Source organism: Asticcacaulis sp. W401b (genome assembly GCF_046503825.1).
In the GTDB taxonomy this organism is placed as follows: domain Bacteria; phylum Pseudomonadota; class Alphaproteobacteria; order Caulobacterales; family Caulobacteraceae; genus Asticcacaulis.
In genome coordinates this window covers 148,976-164,181 of sequence record NZ_JBKFEE010000006.1, presented here as the reverse complement: position 1 = coordinate 164,181, position 15,206 = coordinate 148,976, and the positions used below count along the sequence as shown (strand labels likewise).

Below are 15,206 nucleotides of genomic sequence, written 5' to 3'. Positions count from 1 at the left end.
CATCAGGAGGAAACATGAAAGCCGTCGTTGTCGCGTTTATTATCGCAGTCTTTGCGGCGGGCCCATGGGTGGCCAGCGCTTGCGAAAGACCTGTCAGTATCTGCGAAAAGGAAACCCCCGCCAGTCTGGCATTGATCCGCGACGGGCAGCCTATCAGAGTTTATGTGGATGCCTCTGCCGATAGCGCCGTGCGTCATGTGGCGGCAGACTTTGCGGACGACCTGCAGCGCGTGTCCGGGACTTCGGCTAAACTGATCACAGATCTGAGGGCAATGGACGGCGAGGTCGTGATTGTGGGCGTCCTCGGTCAAAGCCCGGTTATCGACCGACTCGTCAGAGCACGCAAAATTGATGTCAGTGCGGTCAGAGGAAACTGGGAAGCGTTCAACCAGGTCGTCCTTGAGCGTCCGCTACCCGGTATCAAACGCGCTTTGGTGATCATTGGTTCGGATAGGCGGGGTGCCATTTATGGCACTTACGACATATCCGAAAAGATGGGGGTATCGCCCTGGTATTGGTGGGCGGATGTGCCCGTCGCACCCAAGTCCAATCTCTTTGTTGTCGCCGGTGAGCGATCAGATCGGCCCAGAGTTCGTTATCGCGGTATCTTCATCAATGACGAAGACCCGGCCTTGAAGGGGTGGGCGACAAAGAAATTTGGCGGCGTAAATTCCAGGATGTACGAACACGTCTTTGAACTCACCCTGAGACTGAAGGGCAACTACATCTGGCCAGCCATGTGGGGAAAGGCATTCGCTGTGGATGACCCGCAGAGCCCAAAGATTGCTGACGCGATGGGGGTGGTGATGGGAACCTCGCATCATGAGCCCATGATGCGGGCGCACAAGGAGTGGCATCTGAATAAGGAAAGCGGCGTCACTGGGGGCAAATGGGATTACGTGACGAATGCCTCAAATCTTCGGGCATTCTGGCGTGGGGGCATCGAGCGAATGATGTCCAAGCCTGGTAAAGGCGGCTATGAAAGCCTTGTGACGGTTGGCATGCGGGGAGATGGCGACGAGCCGATGTCCGAAAGTACGGCAACGGCGCTTCTCGAAAAGATCGTTCAGGATCAAAGACAAATTATCGCCGAGGTCACAAGGCAGCCTGCGGAGAAGACTCCTCAGGTCTGGGCGCTATATAAGGAGGTGCAGCAATATTATGATCACGGTATGCGGGTGCCGGATGACGTGACCCTTTTGTTCGCCGACGACAACTGGGGGCAAATCCGGCGCCTGCCCGTTGTTGGCCAGGATAAGCTGGACCGAAAAGGGGGGTACGGCGTTTATTACCACTTCGACTACGTCGGCGCACCGCGTAATTATAAGTGGCTCAACACGAACCAGATAGGGAAGGTCTGGCAGCAGATGGACCTCGCCTACAACCGCGGTGCCCGCAATCTGTGGATCGTGAACGTCGGCGACATCAAACCGATGGAATATCCCCTGAGCTTTTTCATGAAAATGGCCTGGAATCCCGAACGGATGACGCCCGAGGCCATGGCCAGCTACCCCAGCGAATGGGCCGCGGAACTATTTGGTGCTGAAAACGCCACTGAGATTGGTGCGATCCTTTCCGAGTACAGCCGCCTCGCATCGCGCCGCAAACCCGAGCTTCTCGATCAGAATACCTACACCATAGGGGAGGGGGCGGGCCCGGAACTCGATGGCGGTGAATTCGGCGCCATTGTCAACGAGTGGCAGGCCCTGATCACACGCGTCCGCGCTGTCAAGGCGAAGTTGCCCGAGCAGGCGCAAAGCGCCTACTTCCAGATCGTCGAATATCCGGCCGAGGCTATCGGTAATCTCTACGGGATGTATTACGCGGCCGCCTGGAACAAGCGGCTCGCTTCCCGAAACGATGCACGGGCGAATTACTTTGCCGACTGGGTCGAGACAGCGTATCAGCGAGATCAGGACCTGACCGATCAATACCATGCGCTCAATGGCGGTAAATGGGACGGAATGATCAACCAGGTGCATATGAGCTATGTCATCTGGAACGACCCCACCCAGCAAACCATGCCAAGTATTACTCGGGTGGCCGGCGAGACGCCTTCGGACAAGCTGTCAGTGGCACCGGTGTTCAAATCCGCCCCGACTGTCCGGGCGGCGAATGAACGCGTTATTGAGGCCGTTGACTATACCCGCTCGACAAAAGGCAATGGCGTAGAATGGAGAGCCATCGCCGATCTCGGCCAAGCCAAGGGCGCGATGATCTTCTATCCGCAAGGCGTGGCAAGTTCAACGACCGAGGACAATGTGCGGCTGGACTATGACTTTGAGACCGCTCAAGGCGGATCGGTCCGGGTCCGCTTGGTCCTGTCCCCCACATTGGATACCTCATCTAAGGGAGGTTTGCGGTTAGGTCTGTCCTTGGACGACGGAGCGCCGCAGATATTGACATCGACCTTGCAGCCGACGGGTGGCGGCGCCAATACGCCTCAGGAACAGGCATGGTACAAAGCCGTAATCGGCAATGTGGAATGGCTGGACGCGAGGTTCGATGGAGTGGCACCAGGAAAACATACTCTCAAGGTCTGGCGTCTCGACGATAATGTCGTCCTACAAAAACTGGTTATAGCGCCTTAACGTCGATGTCCGATTGGGGGGCATGTTCTGGCGAAGGTCTCTGCAGGTCGGACGTGTGAGTCTATGGTCGAAAACACCAACAAAGGCGTAGACATAGCAAGTTTTTTTGAACCACAGATGAGGGGGAGTTGGCTTTGGCGCATCTGAACACGATCCTTGATCGTGGCTTTGAAACGGGTGTCTTTAGACTCGGTTTAATGCATTCGATGTGCACAAGATGATTAGCGCTCTTCGGTTCGACAACGTTTCAAATCGCTGGACCGTCAAGAATATTGTAGACGTCGATATTTGCTAGCCCCCGGAGACTAGCCGTTATCGTCTGGTCGACTATTAACCTGGTTATGCTCCCCGCGCGCGGAGCCCCCGACCTCTTGCAATCGGTCATTCAACTGTTGCGCCGTCAGGAAGAACCAAATGGCGGAGAGCACGGCCACCAGAACGATAAACAGCGAAAGGCCCTGCCATATGAGTTTGCCGGTGGGTCGGCGAGTTTGAGACGGTCTGGACTGAACCATTTAAGCGGTCTTCCTTTGCTGACGTGCACAACGCTCCGCCGGACAGACTTTAGTGGGGGGTTCGGAAGAATGCAGTTGGGCCCCATATTTCGGCACGCAAAGGATGGCTAAAGGGCCAGAGCCCGCCCGCGTGTTTTTGCGCGGACGGGCCTCTAAAAGAGCGGGGTAACGCTGCACGCCTTGTCTGAATTTGCCACGTGCGAGCCAAAGGATCGCCAGATCAGAAGCTGTAATCGAGAGTGACGAGCACACTGCGGGGCGCAGCGTAGAAAGCCTGCCCCCAGCGCAGCCCGCCCCAGTATTTTTCGTCAAGCGCATTTTTGACATTAAGCGAAGCGCGAACCTTGTCCGTGACACGCACACTCGCGAAGAGATCGACAACGCTGTAGGCTTCCTGCTTGAACACCGTGGTGAGTGCCAGGGTTTGCGTATCGCTCTGCCAGCGGACCGAGCCGCCCAGCTTGAGGTCATTATAGGCCGGCAGACTGTAGGTCGTGGCCATTTTCAACGAACGGCGCGGAAGGTAGAGACGCGCATCATTGCCGTCGGCATCTTCAATAGACAACTGCGTCCAGCCACCATTGAGGCTCCAGTGCGGGGTGATCTTGCCAGAGACCTCAAACTCGTAGCCTTCGACGACCGTGTCGATGCCTTGGTAATAAGAATCCCAAGTGTTCGGAATATAACCGACAAACTCGGCCAGATCGCTCTGTTCCGATTTGAACACCGAGGCCGTAGCGTAAAGTCGGCGCTCAAACCATTCGGACTTCACACCCGCTTCATAGCTCTTGCCCTTGGCCGACGGCAGGCGATTGCGGTTGATGTCCACCTCGGCCTGCGGGTTGAAGATGTCGGTATAGCTGGCGTAGAGCGACACATGGGTGTTGAGGTCATAGACCCCCCCGACATAGGGGCTGACCTTCTTCTCGGCACGGTCCTGTGTCACGCCGTAAGAGATGCCGGTTGTCTTAAGGTCAATAGCGTTGAAGCCTACTACGCCCTTGAAGCGGTCCGTAAAATTCAGGTGGATGGCGGCATAGGCGCGCGTCAGTTCGTCCGTAACATTGGCCGCTTCGTAGGGCGTCGCGAAGCTGGTGGGCTCGGCCGGGGCGATAATGCGCGCCCCCTGATAGGCCGGATACGCGAAACCCGGCGCTTCGCCGGCCCAGCGCAGGGTGTCGCTCTTGTTGGCATTGGCGCCGACGACCACCTCATGCTGGCGTCCAAACAAGGTTACGGACCCGTTGGCAACGACGTCGAACAAATGTTGCTTCCAGCTTGAGGGATAATAGCCCGCAAAACCCGCAACACCCAAACCGGTCGCCTTGTCCGGATTGCCATAGGCATAGGTCAGCTTCGCTTCGTCGCTCAGATTCTTGTAGGTGTAGATGCCTTTGACGGTCCAGCCGCTATCAAACTGATAAGACAACTCGGTGAAGGTGGTCGCGTTGTGCGTATCCCAATAGGTCCACGGCGCAGATGTATTGGCCGAGACGTCATAAGGGATTTTCGTACCGTCCGTATAGACCAGAGGCAGAGCACCCCAGTTGTTGCCTGTAGCCAGATTGTCCTGTTTGGAATATCCGGCCGTAGCGTTCAGCTTCGGCGTGATGTCCCACGAAAGGACGCCGTAGTAGACGTTCCGATTGACACCGTAATAGTCGAGATAAGACCCGCTATCGCTGTTGGCATAGACGAAACGGCCCGTTACGGTGCCCTCGGCATTGAGCGGCCCCGACACGTCGCCGGTCAGGCGCAAAGTGTCCCAGGTGCCGTAGCTGGCCGAAACACCGGCGCGGAAATCTTTTGTCGGACGCTTGCGTATATAGTTGAGGGTCGCCGAGGGGTTGCCGGTGCCAGTCATCATGCCGTTGGCCCCACGCACGGCTTCAATGCGCTCAAAAATAGCCACATCGAGTGCGCCGGTCTGCAACCCCCAGTCCAGCGGCTGACCCACGCCGTCAACCTGAAAATTCACCACGTCAAAGCCACGGGAATTATAATAGGTGCGGTCTGTTTCCGACGCCTCGACATTAATACCCGGAAGGGTCGCCAGAAGCTGATTGGCGTCTGTCAGCGCGAAGTCCTGCATTTGCTGCGCCGTGACGATCGTCACCGACTGTGGCGTTTCCCGCAAAGATAGATCCAGGCCGGTGGCCCCCGCGGACTCGCGGATGACGCGTTTGCCCAGAACGACCACTTCCCTGACATCGGAATCGACCTCAGAAGGGGCATCGGCGGCCAAAACCGGTGCGGCACTGATGCTCATCAGGAGAATCGAGGTGGAGGCCAGAAGCAGAGGTTTGCGCATGATACACCTTTGAACACGAGCAGCGGTTATCGCCACCTTAGTGAGAACGACAGTCATTATTGAATTGGGGCGCGGAAGACAAGATTATTGCGAGTGATTATCAATCTCTGTGACTTCTCAGTTACAGTCGCAAAGACCTATTCACCGGGCGCGGGGACGGCAGCCGCAGAGCGTGCTTCAGTCATTAGACCGCGCAGAGCCGTCAAGGTGAACATCAGGCCCAGCAGGGTAAGGGGCAGACTGACCTGAACAGCGGCAAGGCTGAGAGAGCTATTCACTAACAAGTGGGTGACGACCATGACGACCAGGCTGGCCCCCAGAAGCAACCGCATCAGTCGCGAGACCTTCTGGGCGGGGGCCTGGGAGAGGCGCAGGCTGACGAGGGTTGCGATCGCAAGGGACATCATTAGCCCCCAAAACAGGACCACCGGGTTCCAGCCTGTCGGCATGGCAGCGACAAAGGTCAGGGCGATGGCGGCGGGCGATCCGTAGATCAGCACGGTCCATAGCCTATGCAGGCCCGGCCGCGGGCGGCCGCGTCCTGCCGACTTGATCAGCCATATATCCATGCCCGCGGCGATCATGACCGTGAGCCCCAGACCCAGAAGGGCGTAGACCAACTTGACCGGCTGTCCGCCGAAGTTACCGAAGTGAAGGTTATAGAGACTGGCGGCAATCTGGCGCCCGGCAGGACCATCGGACAAATGATAACTGCCCTTGAGATTGCCCTCGGCATCGAAGCGCCACGCCTCCCCATATACGAGTCGCTGAGCCGGCATGGTGGTGATCTCGATAAACTCCTGCGGTGTCCCGACCATGCGGATGGCGATGAAGGTGATGGGTTGCTGCGGCTCCGCCTGACGTGTCTGGCTGATGGCGTTGACGATGGCCGCGTCGCCGTTCAGCGGCTTGCCACCGGTCGCCGCCTGGATCTCGGCTTGCGAGCCGAAGATGGGCTCATAGGCCTTGAGGCTATTGCCGTTGTAAAAGGCCATTCCCATAACCAGCGCCACCACCTGAGACAGGCCGATCAGCGTGCCTGTAAGGGTGATGATCACTGCGAAGGGCAGGGTCCAGACACCCAGCCGATTGTGCACATCGGCGCGGCTGAGGTGGCCATGCGTGCGTGCGCGGAGGCTGAAGGCTTCGCGAAACATACGCGGATGCGACAGGACGCCACCGATCAGGAGCGCCAGCATACCCACCCCAAAAGCGCAAACCACGATCATGCCGAAGCTCTCGGGCAGATGCAGGTAGTAGTGTAGCTCCGTTAGAAAGTGGGTGAGGTCGTGCGTCGCTTCGCCTGCGAAACGGCCGTCCGCGTCATAGCCGCGCGCTTCGTGGCCATAGCCCACCACCAGACGCGGCAGGGAGTCGGTCGGTGTGCTGATATAGATGTCCGTATCAAGTGGTCCGCGATGCGTATCGGCCAGCATCACTTGGCGCGTATCGGCGGCCGCGCGCGCAATGGCCTCGGGGGTTGTCGCGGTAAATTCCGGTATATTTGGGCGCTCCCAGCGCTCAAATTCGACATAGTAGACTCCGATCCAGCCCGTCAGGCAGATCAGATAGAGTATGCCGGCAAGCGCCAGCCCTAGCGTCTTATGGCCGTCCAGCATACGGCGAACGAAACCGGCAGGCATTTTGGGCCACAGGGTAGTATCTTTGTGAGCCTGGCTCATCTAAGACCTCCGGCAGTAAGAAGCGTGGGCAGGGCGCTTACGAAGCCCGCGGCGCTCATCAGACCCAGCGCCCGCCACGGACGTCGGGCACTCAGGCCCCAGAGCTGAGCCACGGCGAAAACAACGACAAAACCGAATACAGCCCAGACAAATCGCGTGGCTTCATGTCCGGGCATCCACAGCCACATCAGCAGCCCCGCACACATACCGGTGGCGGGTGCGACGATCAGGGCGGCGAGGCTACGCGCAGCCACGCCCGGCCATGAGGGACTGGCGTCAGGTTCGGCGCTACCCGCGCGGGCGGCCTCTGGCCGGTGAAGGACGCCCCGCCAATCTCCATTGCGAACTATAAAGCCCAGCGCGATGACCATGACAGCCAAGACGCCGAAAGGTATGCCAACTATGGGATGATAGGCTGTGGACCACAGGACCAGAGACAAACAGATAAAGGCCCAGCCCAACAAGACCGGCATTGGAAGGGGGCTCACTCCGCGCCATCTAAGAAAGAGGAGCCAGATGCCTGCAAATGCACTGGCGAGGGCAGAGGCAATAGCGAAGGAGGATGAAAGGAAGGCCATATCTGGTCTTAACAAGGCCGTCTTCGTTTGTAAATAAGTCTGCGAGGCATTTGCAACGAGCTGCCGACCATAGGTTTGGAGCGAGTAATCATTTCTCACCCGGAGAGGGCGCACGAGAAGCGAGAGGGCACAGACTCATTCATGTGTTGCAAGCCGGGTCCGGCGGTCTCAGGTCTCTGAGAACGGGTGCCTTAGTTAGCAATCTCAGCGGGACCGGTTGGGTGTGGATCGATCAACGCACAAACTGTCACATTTGGCTGGTAACGCCGGAACATGAGCAACGCCTGTCTGAACGAAACCGTCTGTTCGGCGAGTCATTTTGACGCGCTTGCCCGGCGCTTGCGTCAGCCTCTGATGACCTTCTTTCTTAGACGTGCCGCCTCACCGGCGGATGCGGAAGAGATGGTTCAGGAAGTGTTCGTACGTCTTTTGCGACGTGACAATCTGTTTGCCCTGCAAAACCTCGACGGGTATGTCTTTGAAACCGCCGCCAATCTGATGCGAGACAAGGTGCGCCGTGATACGGCGCGCGCATCGGATCGGCACGATGATGTTAGCGTCCTCGATATCGCGACCGAGGCGCCCTCTGCGGAAGACAGCGTCGCGGCGCGTCAAAGGCTGGACCGAATGATGTCAGCTCTGGACACCTTGTCGCCAAGGGCTCAGGCTGTCGTCCTCCTCCGAAGGTTCGAAGACATGTCCTATGCTCAGATTTCCCAGAGGCTCGGTATTTCTGTCAGCGCGGTTGAAAAACATATGATCAGGGCTATGGAAGTCCTGAGACTTGTTGATTAGACCACGACTGACTCCAAAGGATATTATGGATACACCCCAGACAGCCGACGAGTGGTTCGTCCGCCTGAATTCAGGCCACCCTGTTTCGCCTCAGGACGAAGCGGCCTTCCGCGTCTGGCTGTCCAAAGACCCGCTGAACGAAAAGGCTTACCGTGACTGTCAGGTTCGCTGGACAGAGTTGGCGGCATTGGGCCAATCGCCGGAGCTTCTGGCGCGCCGGGCTAAGGCGCTGAAAGCTGCGGCCGGGACCAACAGCCGCCGCGATCTTTTGCGTTGGGCCGGGGGTGGTTTGGCGGCCGCCGTGACAGCGGGCGTGGTCTATGCCGGATTCGCGCCATCGCGTGCCTGGGCAAAGTATGCGACGGGGGAGGGGCAGAGGTTGACCGTTCCGTTACCCGACGGATCCGAACTGACACTGGCGCCGCTGAGCCGAGCACGGGCCCGCTTTATCGATGGGGGTCGCATCATCGAATTGCAGGACGGCCAGATATTTGTACGCGCCGCGCGCAGACCAACGCCTTTAATGGTACGGGCAGGTGATTGCGTCGTTACTGGGTCTGGCTGTCAGGTGCAGGTGACGCTTAACGCTGATAAGACCGAGGTGCTGGTCGCCGATGGTGGCGCGACGGTAAAGCCGCAGGGCGGACGGACACGCCATCTGTGGTCGGGTCAGAAGCTGAGTGGCGACCTGACAACAGCCCGGATACAGGCGGTTGATGCGCGTACCGCCACCGAATGGCGCGAGGGGCGGCTGGTTTTCAGGGACCAACCCCTTTCCGATGTGGTGGCAGACTTTAACCGCTATTCCATCGAGCAGTTTATAATTGCTGACCCCAAACTGGGCGCACTGCGACTATCGGGTTCGTTCCGCTATGATGGTGTCGAGGATTTTCCGCAGGCGCTGGAGAGTGTTCTGGGTCTGTCTGTCGAGCCGGCTGGCGCGAACCGCTGGCGTATCGCCTCTCGCTGAATTGGATGAAATTTTTGCGACAGGGTGTGGATCGATAAAGGCCGCGCGTTCCTGAAAGCGGGCCCGGTTGAGAGGGGTCTGTTCAAGGAGATATTCGCGATGCCTCGCGTTGCATTCAAAACAACACTGCTGGCGTTCTGCGCCGCCGCTTCTCTTACCGCTGTCATCACGGCCCCCGCCTGCGCGCAAACCGCCCCTGTGGCATTTCGCATTGAGAGCCAGTCGCTGGATCAGGCGTTGATTGCATTCGCCCGCAGCGCCGATGTACAGGTATTGTTCACCCCGGAACTGGTCCGCGGTAAGCGCGCGACGGCAGTCTCCGGCTCAATGGCGCCGCGCGAGGCGCTGGCCACGATGCTGAGCGGCACGGGCGTCGGCATCCGCAGCGTCAGCGCCGATGGCCGCACCTTCTCGCTGGGGGGCATGGACTTGGCAAGCGCAGAGCCGGAAGTGGTTGTGGTCACAGCACTGAAGCGTTCGGCAGCCATCGCAAAGGTTCCGGCGGCGGTCGTCGCCCTCAGCGGAAATGAAATCCGCGAGCGAGGTATTGTTGGAACGGAGGGCCTCGTTGACGAAGTCCCCGGCGTCTCTATCAACTACGCCTTCGGGGGTACGGGCTATGGCCTGCTGAGCATCCGCGGCATCGGCGGCGCTGACGACTATAAGCCGAACGGTTCGCCCTCGGTCGCCCTGCATGTCGATGGTGTCTACCAGACCTCGAATTCCTATTTCAGTATGCCCCTGTTCGACCTTGAGCGCATCGAAGTGCTGAAGGGGCCGCAGGGCACCCTTTATGGCCGCAACACGACCGCCGGCGTCATCAACGCCCTGACGCGCGGACCTTCAGAAACCTTCGAAGGTTATGCCGACGTGCGCGCCGGTAATTTCGACTACACGCGCTTCGAAACGGCCGTCGGCGGGAAGGTCAGCGAGAATTTCGGCGTGCGTCTGGCCGTCATGGCCGAGAATGGCGGCGGCTTCATGAACGGTGAGGGCGCAGGCACGCTGGCCGGGTTCCGCCCCAGCGTCGGTGGCGTCGTTCAGACCCAGGTTCCCGCTGTCACCGATCCGGGTAAGCGCGAGGGTTTTGGCGACAAGGATATGGTTGCCGCGCGCGCTACCTTTTCTTTTGACTTCACTCCGCAGACCAACCTTACCATCAAGACCTTCGCCAGCCGTGACCGCGGCGATAGCCGTCAATACGACCGTCTGGCTAAGGCTCAGGACAATACGCAGTTCAACGCCGGTGAAAATGCCGATCCGTATAGTTTCTATTCGCAGAAATATTTCACCCACGCTTACGACATCCGCGGCCTGTCTGGCACGCTGACGCACCGCGTGAAGGAAAACCTCAACTTCACCGTGGTCGGCGGCGTGCAGTCGACGGATCGCACTGACGGCGGCAATGGCGATGGTTCGCCCTATCCCGGCTACGAGTACGCTTTCGATGAGAAACTATCTCAGGCCTCGCTGGAGATGCGCCTGAGCGACGACAACGGCGGCAAGCTCGACTGGATCGTAGGTGCGTTCTATTTGACGGACTCGGCGCACTTCGACTCGACCTGGACCAGCTTCACCGTGCGATCGGTCTATGACAACAATCACAAGCAGCGCCGCAATTCCTTCGCCGTGTTCGGTCAGGCCGACTATAACCTCACCGAAAAGCTGCGCCTGTCGGGTGGTTTGCGCTTCACGCGCGACAGCGTCGATTACAAGGGCCAGAACATCGACCACAATCCGTGGGGCATTTCGATCTACAACTCGACCTTCGCCACCGTGTCGGGCTTTAGCTGGGATCGCGATTTCGAAGACGACAACCTGTCAGGCCGCCTGACGGCGCAGTATTTCGTCAGCGAGAATTTCAACCTCTTCGCATCAGCCTCGACAGGCTATCGTGGCGGCGGCTTCGATGGCACTTCGATCATGACGTTGGAGGAGACCTATCCGTTCGAGTCGGAAACCGTCACCGCCTATGAAGCGGGTGCGCGGTGGTACAAGGGTCGCTTCCGCGCCTCGCTGGATGTGTTCTCTTATAAATTCAAGAATCTTCAGGCGACAACGCGACTGGCGAATGACACCAATGGCCGCACCAATGTGGGTAAGGCCGAAACCTCGGGCGTTGATCTGGCCGTCGGTGCGCGCCTGTTCGACGGTCAGACTCAGAAGCTGGACCTCGACCTGTCGGCGGCCTTCCTCGATTCGGAAATCACCGAATACATCTCGCGCCGCGCTGCCGATGTGGCGGCCACGGTCGGCGATCCGCTGCCGGGTGCGCCAGACGTTACGGCCAATCTCAGCCTGAAGCATCAGGTGGCCTTTACTGGTGGTTGGGACCTGACCTCGCGCCTTACCGTCGCTCACCACGGTGAAGAATCGAACCGCCTGAACGCCTTGCCCAATAATACGGCAGAGCCCTACACCCTGACGAATATCCATGTGGAACTCGCGTCTCCCGCGTCATGGTCGGTTTATGGCTACGGTAAGAACATAACCGACGAAGTCTATTTTCCGGAACTGAACGGGGCGGCCCGTCTGGTCGGCGCTCCGGCGACCTACGGGGTCGGTCTGCGATACCGCTTCTGATAATAATGTTTGCGTACCTTTGCGACACCCTCTCCCACACGGGAGAGGGTGCTTGGTTATTCAATAAAAATTCCAAACCGACGAGGATTTCCTGACCTTCCAAGCCTGCATCGGCTGTCAAAGGCAAGGGAGACGCGGCCCGCAATACGCGCAAGGCCTCAGCATAAAGTAGAGGCACGCCTGAACTGTGAGCCAGTCTGCGCGACAGAACCTTACCACGGCTATCGACCGTGAAACCGACGACAGCCACACCTCCTGACGACGGATGCGGGCTTCGGCCGGATAACGTTTGTAACGCTCTATGTGGCTGAGAAGTTGCGCGCGCCAGTCGGGCGGAGCCGTTACCGCTTTGGCTGCGGGCGGCGCGGGTCGCGATAAAGGCGCAGTCGTTGCCGGAGCGGGGGGAGACACGGAGGGTCGCTCATTTCAGTTGGCGAAAATCAGCCTCGTGGTCAACGGTCTCCTGAGGGAGCCAAAAAAGATCAAGGCGTCAATGCGATGGAGATTGCGAACGATTCTCATAAATGCTAAATCAAATAGACCATTTTTGCATTTAATTCAGGGGATGATGGTGCGGAAGGTTTCGCTGGTTTTAGGCACGATGGCATTGATGGCCGGCATGGTTCACGCGGAACCTGCAAACCGTTGGTGGGCTGGCTTTGGGCAGGGTACCTTCGAGTATGGGTATAATGACGGTAGCTTAGGGAGCGGAATCTATATCTGGTGTTCAGAGGTCGAGACTAACATGCTCGTTACGATCAACAATGCTGAGCCTCGTTTAACGTCTAAAGTGAGATTCATCGTCGATGGCGATAAGGAAAATGCCGTCGACATGTACGTGGATGGCTCGGGAAAAATAGCCACCAATTTTCGTGTGAACGCGGATAACTTCACCTTCTTATGGAAGGCGCTTAGGGCCGGGAAAAAGTCAGTCTCGTACTCGTTTAGTGACAAGGAAGGAAGCGAACGTTTCAAAGAGTTTCCTTTGAAAGGAAGCGCGAACGCGTTGCCTTCTGAGGCCTGTGTTCCAACATTCTACAAATAGCCAGTTATTCGATTCAGGACGTTTAGCTCCGGTCGGTAACCCAGATGCAGCCACGGTAGCGTCACGTGAATTCCACCCGATACTCGGCTTCATCCTCAGGTTCATGTTTGAGGAGATTGCTGAGTTCAGCTACCCGTTCCAGCTGATCGATGTGGTCGGGACTCATGCGATTTATTCGGTGACAGCCGGCGAATCGCTTGATGGGCGTGCCAAAGAAACACGATTGAACGTTACCGTACTCGGGCATATGCTACCTGAAATAGTTATTTCGAATCGATTGTAGGAAATTTCTATGGCGATGATTCAAGGGCTCGGGGCCGCCTTAGGATTGACTTTAACGGGAACTGTCTCCATCGCCACCGCGCCTGTAGATTTTTCTCTTCTGACCATTCACTGCCCACAGGTGATAAGTCAGATGTCGATCGGTCCCAAACCCGACGGGTTCTATTTCAAGAGCGAATGGGGCTTGCAGATACCCTTCGGCGATTGGGAGGATTTGGAATACGAGCAGAAATGCTGCTCGTATTCCTTCCAGGGTGTGACGCAGAGAAGCGCGCCGCCGCCACGCTATACAACCGTTCACACAACCTATCACCTGAATCCCGAGGGCGCGGGCTATTCCCAGGTGCTAAAAGACGAACTTACAGCAAAATGCCCAGACAACATCTTTTCGGGATCGGATGGCGTTTCCAACTGTCGGACGGACACCTCCGTTATGCCGGGTTGTGCAGATGCAAAAACTGTTCAGATTGCCCCGATTGATGCAAAAGTGTGGGAGCAGTGGCAGCGCGACTTTTCGCCGAAGGGCGCATCGCGCGCTGATGCTCCCAAAAAGGCACCCGCCTATTATCGGGTTCAATCCAGAAGTGACATTTTATCCGGTCTCCTCGCTGCTGCGGGAAGCAAACGCAATCCAGCATATACCGGGAGCGCGCTGAGCACCGTAGAGGCCGTAGCCTACGCTGCGGGATGCACTAAAGTCGCAGCCAATGGCGTGGCGTCCAAAGGTGATGGCGTCATGGTCTCGACCTTGTTCGACTGCGCTGGCGGCGGATATCTGCAGGCCAACGAATACCGTCGGGAAGGTAAGCCAAACGCCAGACTTGCAGCTGATGCGGAACGGATTTCGCTCAGGGAAGGGGTCGTTGCCACGGCCACCTATATCATCGATGCGGAGGGCAGACGGCAATCGAATGTTTCTCTGACCGACGGTAAGACGCTTGTATCGATTACGGTCTTTCATGAAGAAACCGATGCAGCGGGATTGCCGCTACAGATCGCGAAATCAACACGCTTTAACGCCCAGTAGAGTGGGCTTGGTGCGAATTACTTCTTTCTTCCTTGACCCCCGGCATCGAAAAGAGACCCAGCGGGGGTGCGGAAAAGGGGGGCACCTTTTTTGGTTTGAGCGGCGCGGTAGCGCGTACCCACTCCCCTCTCTCACACGGGAGACGGGTCTGCTTATTCAATAAAAAATTCCAAAGCGACGACGATTTCCTGACCTTCTAAGCCTGCATCGGCTGTCAAAGGCAAGGGAGACGCCGCCCGCAATACGCGCATGGCCTCAGCATCAAGTAAAGGCACACCTGAACTGCGAACCAGCCTTCGCGACAGAACCTTCCCGTGGCTGTCTACCGTGAAACCTACGACCGCCACACCCTCCTGACGACGGATGCGGGCTTCGGCCGGATAACGTTTGTAACGCTCTATGTGGCTGAGAAGATGCGCGCGCCAGTCGGGCGGAGTCGTTACCGCTTTGGCTGCGGGCGGCGCGGGTCGCGATAAAGGCGCAGTCGTTGCCGGAGCGGGGGGAGACACGGAGGGTCGCTCCGACGGCACCTTATCGTCTCTGGGTTCGACGAGAAGTGGTTCGATCGAAGGGTCTGCGGTTGGCTCTAACCGGCGGCGCGAGGTTTCTTTGGGAGCGGACGCCTCGGTTTGTACCGGTCCAGGCGGACGCTCGCTCGGAGGATCGGGCGGTGCCAGTCGCACCATCTCTACCACCAGAGTCTCCGACTCCGGCGCTGGCTCAGGCGCGACCTGCGACCATTGCCACAACCCCATCAGAGGCACGATGTGGAGCATCGCGCTCAGGGCGAAGATCATGGCGTTCTGGGCTGTGCTCATTGCACGCAT

At 58.1% G+C, this 15,206-nt stretch carries 10 protein-coding genes and 1 pseudogene; 6 read left to right on the top strand and 5 right to left on the bottom strand.

Translation table 11 applies throughout. The features are described 5' to 3' along the window. The first annotated feature begins 14 nt into the window (after positions 1–14). Positions 15–2,591, top strand: coding sequence for a glycosyl hydrolase 115 family protein (locus ACK8OE_RS14085; RefSeq protein WP_410273040.1), 2,577 nt, complete (start codon positions 15–17; stop codon positions 2,589–2,591). A gap of 735 nt (positions 2,592–3,326) precedes the next feature. On the opposite strand, the gene ACK8OE_RS14080 is transcribed toward ACK8OE_RS14085, so the two are convergent. The 3 genes from ACK8OE_RS14080 to ACK8OE_RS14070 form a co-directional block, all read right to left on the bottom strand. Beyond that, complete coding sequence (locus ACK8OE_RS14080) at positions 3,327–5,417, bottom strand: TonB-dependent siderophore receptor (RefSeq protein WP_410273039.1); 2,091 nt, start codon at positions 5,415–5,417, stop codon at positions 3,327–3,329. Between the two features lie 137 nt (positions 5,418–5,554). Further along, positions 5,555–7,099, bottom strand: a complete 1,545-nt coding sequence (locus ACK8OE_RS14075; RefSeq protein ID WP_410273038.1) for a PepSY-associated TM helix domain-containing protein — start codon at positions 7,097–7,099, stop codon at positions 5,555–5,557. Further along, the gene (locus ACK8OE_RS14070; RefSeq protein WP_410273037.1) at positions 7,096–7,572 is read right to left on the bottom strand and encodes a hypothetical protein; all 477 of its coding nucleotides are present in this window, start codon (positions 7,570–7,572) and stop codon (positions 7,096–7,098) included. The genes ACK8OE_RS14075 and ACK8OE_RS14070 overlap by 4 nt, the downstream gene beginning before the upstream one ends. A gap of 378 nt (positions 7,573–7,950) precedes the next feature. Between ACK8OE_RS14070 and ACK8OE_RS14065 the strand changes: the two genes are divergently transcribed. The 3 genes from ACK8OE_RS14065 (at position 7,951) to ACK8OE_RS14055 (ending at position 12,025) form a co-directional block, all read left to right on the top strand. Then, positions 7,951–8,472 carry an RNA polymerase sigma factor gene (locus ACK8OE_RS14065; protein WP_343685631.1) on the top strand — a complete coding sequence of 174 codons (522 nt, stop codon included), beginning with the start codon at positions 7,951–7,953 and terminating at the stop codon, positions 8,470–8,472. A 25-nt stretch (positions 8,473–8,497) separates the two neighbouring features. Beyond that, positions 8,498–9,442: a FecR family protein gene (locus ACK8OE_RS14060; protein ID WP_410273036.1), complete on the top strand. Its 945-nt coding sequence runs from the start codon at positions 8,498–8,500 to the stop codon at positions 9,440–9,442. Positions 9,443–9,541: 99 nt separating this feature from the next. Further along, positions 9,542–12,025 (top strand): TonB-dependent receptor domain-containing protein, encoded by a 2,484-nt coding sequence (locus ACK8OE_RS14055; RefSeq protein WP_410273035.1) that lies wholly within the window; start codon positions 9,542–9,544, stop codon positions 12,023–12,025. A 76-nt stretch (positions 12,026–12,101) separates the two neighbouring features. Here ACK8OE_RS14055 and ACK8OE_RS14050 read toward each other — a convergent pair. Further along, positions 12,102–12,353 (bottom strand): annotated as a pseudogene (locus tag ACK8OE_RS14050) (energy transducer TonB); the annotation flags it as partial. A gap of 21 nt (positions 12,354–12,374) precedes the next feature. Here ACK8OE_RS14050 and ACK8OE_RS14045 point away from each other — a divergent pair. Next, positions 12,375–13,070, top strand: coding sequence for a hypothetical protein (locus tag ACK8OE_RS14045; RefSeq protein ID WP_410273034.1), 696 nt, complete (start codon positions 12,375–12,377; stop codon positions 13,068–13,070). Positions 13,071–13,362: 292 nt separating this feature from the next. Next, a complete protein-coding gene (locus ACK8OE_RS14040; RefSeq protein WP_410273033.1) occupies positions 13,363–14,379 on the top strand; it encodes a hypothetical protein in 1,017 nt (338 codons plus the stop codon). Positions 14,380–14,531: 152 nt separating this feature from the next. Here ACK8OE_RS14040 and ACK8OE_RS14035 read toward each other — a convergent pair whose 3' ends face one another. Further along, complete coding sequence (locus ACK8OE_RS14035) at positions 14,532–15,206, bottom strand: energy transducer TonB (protein WP_410273032.1); 675 nt, start codon at positions 15,204–15,206, stop codon at positions 14,532–14,534.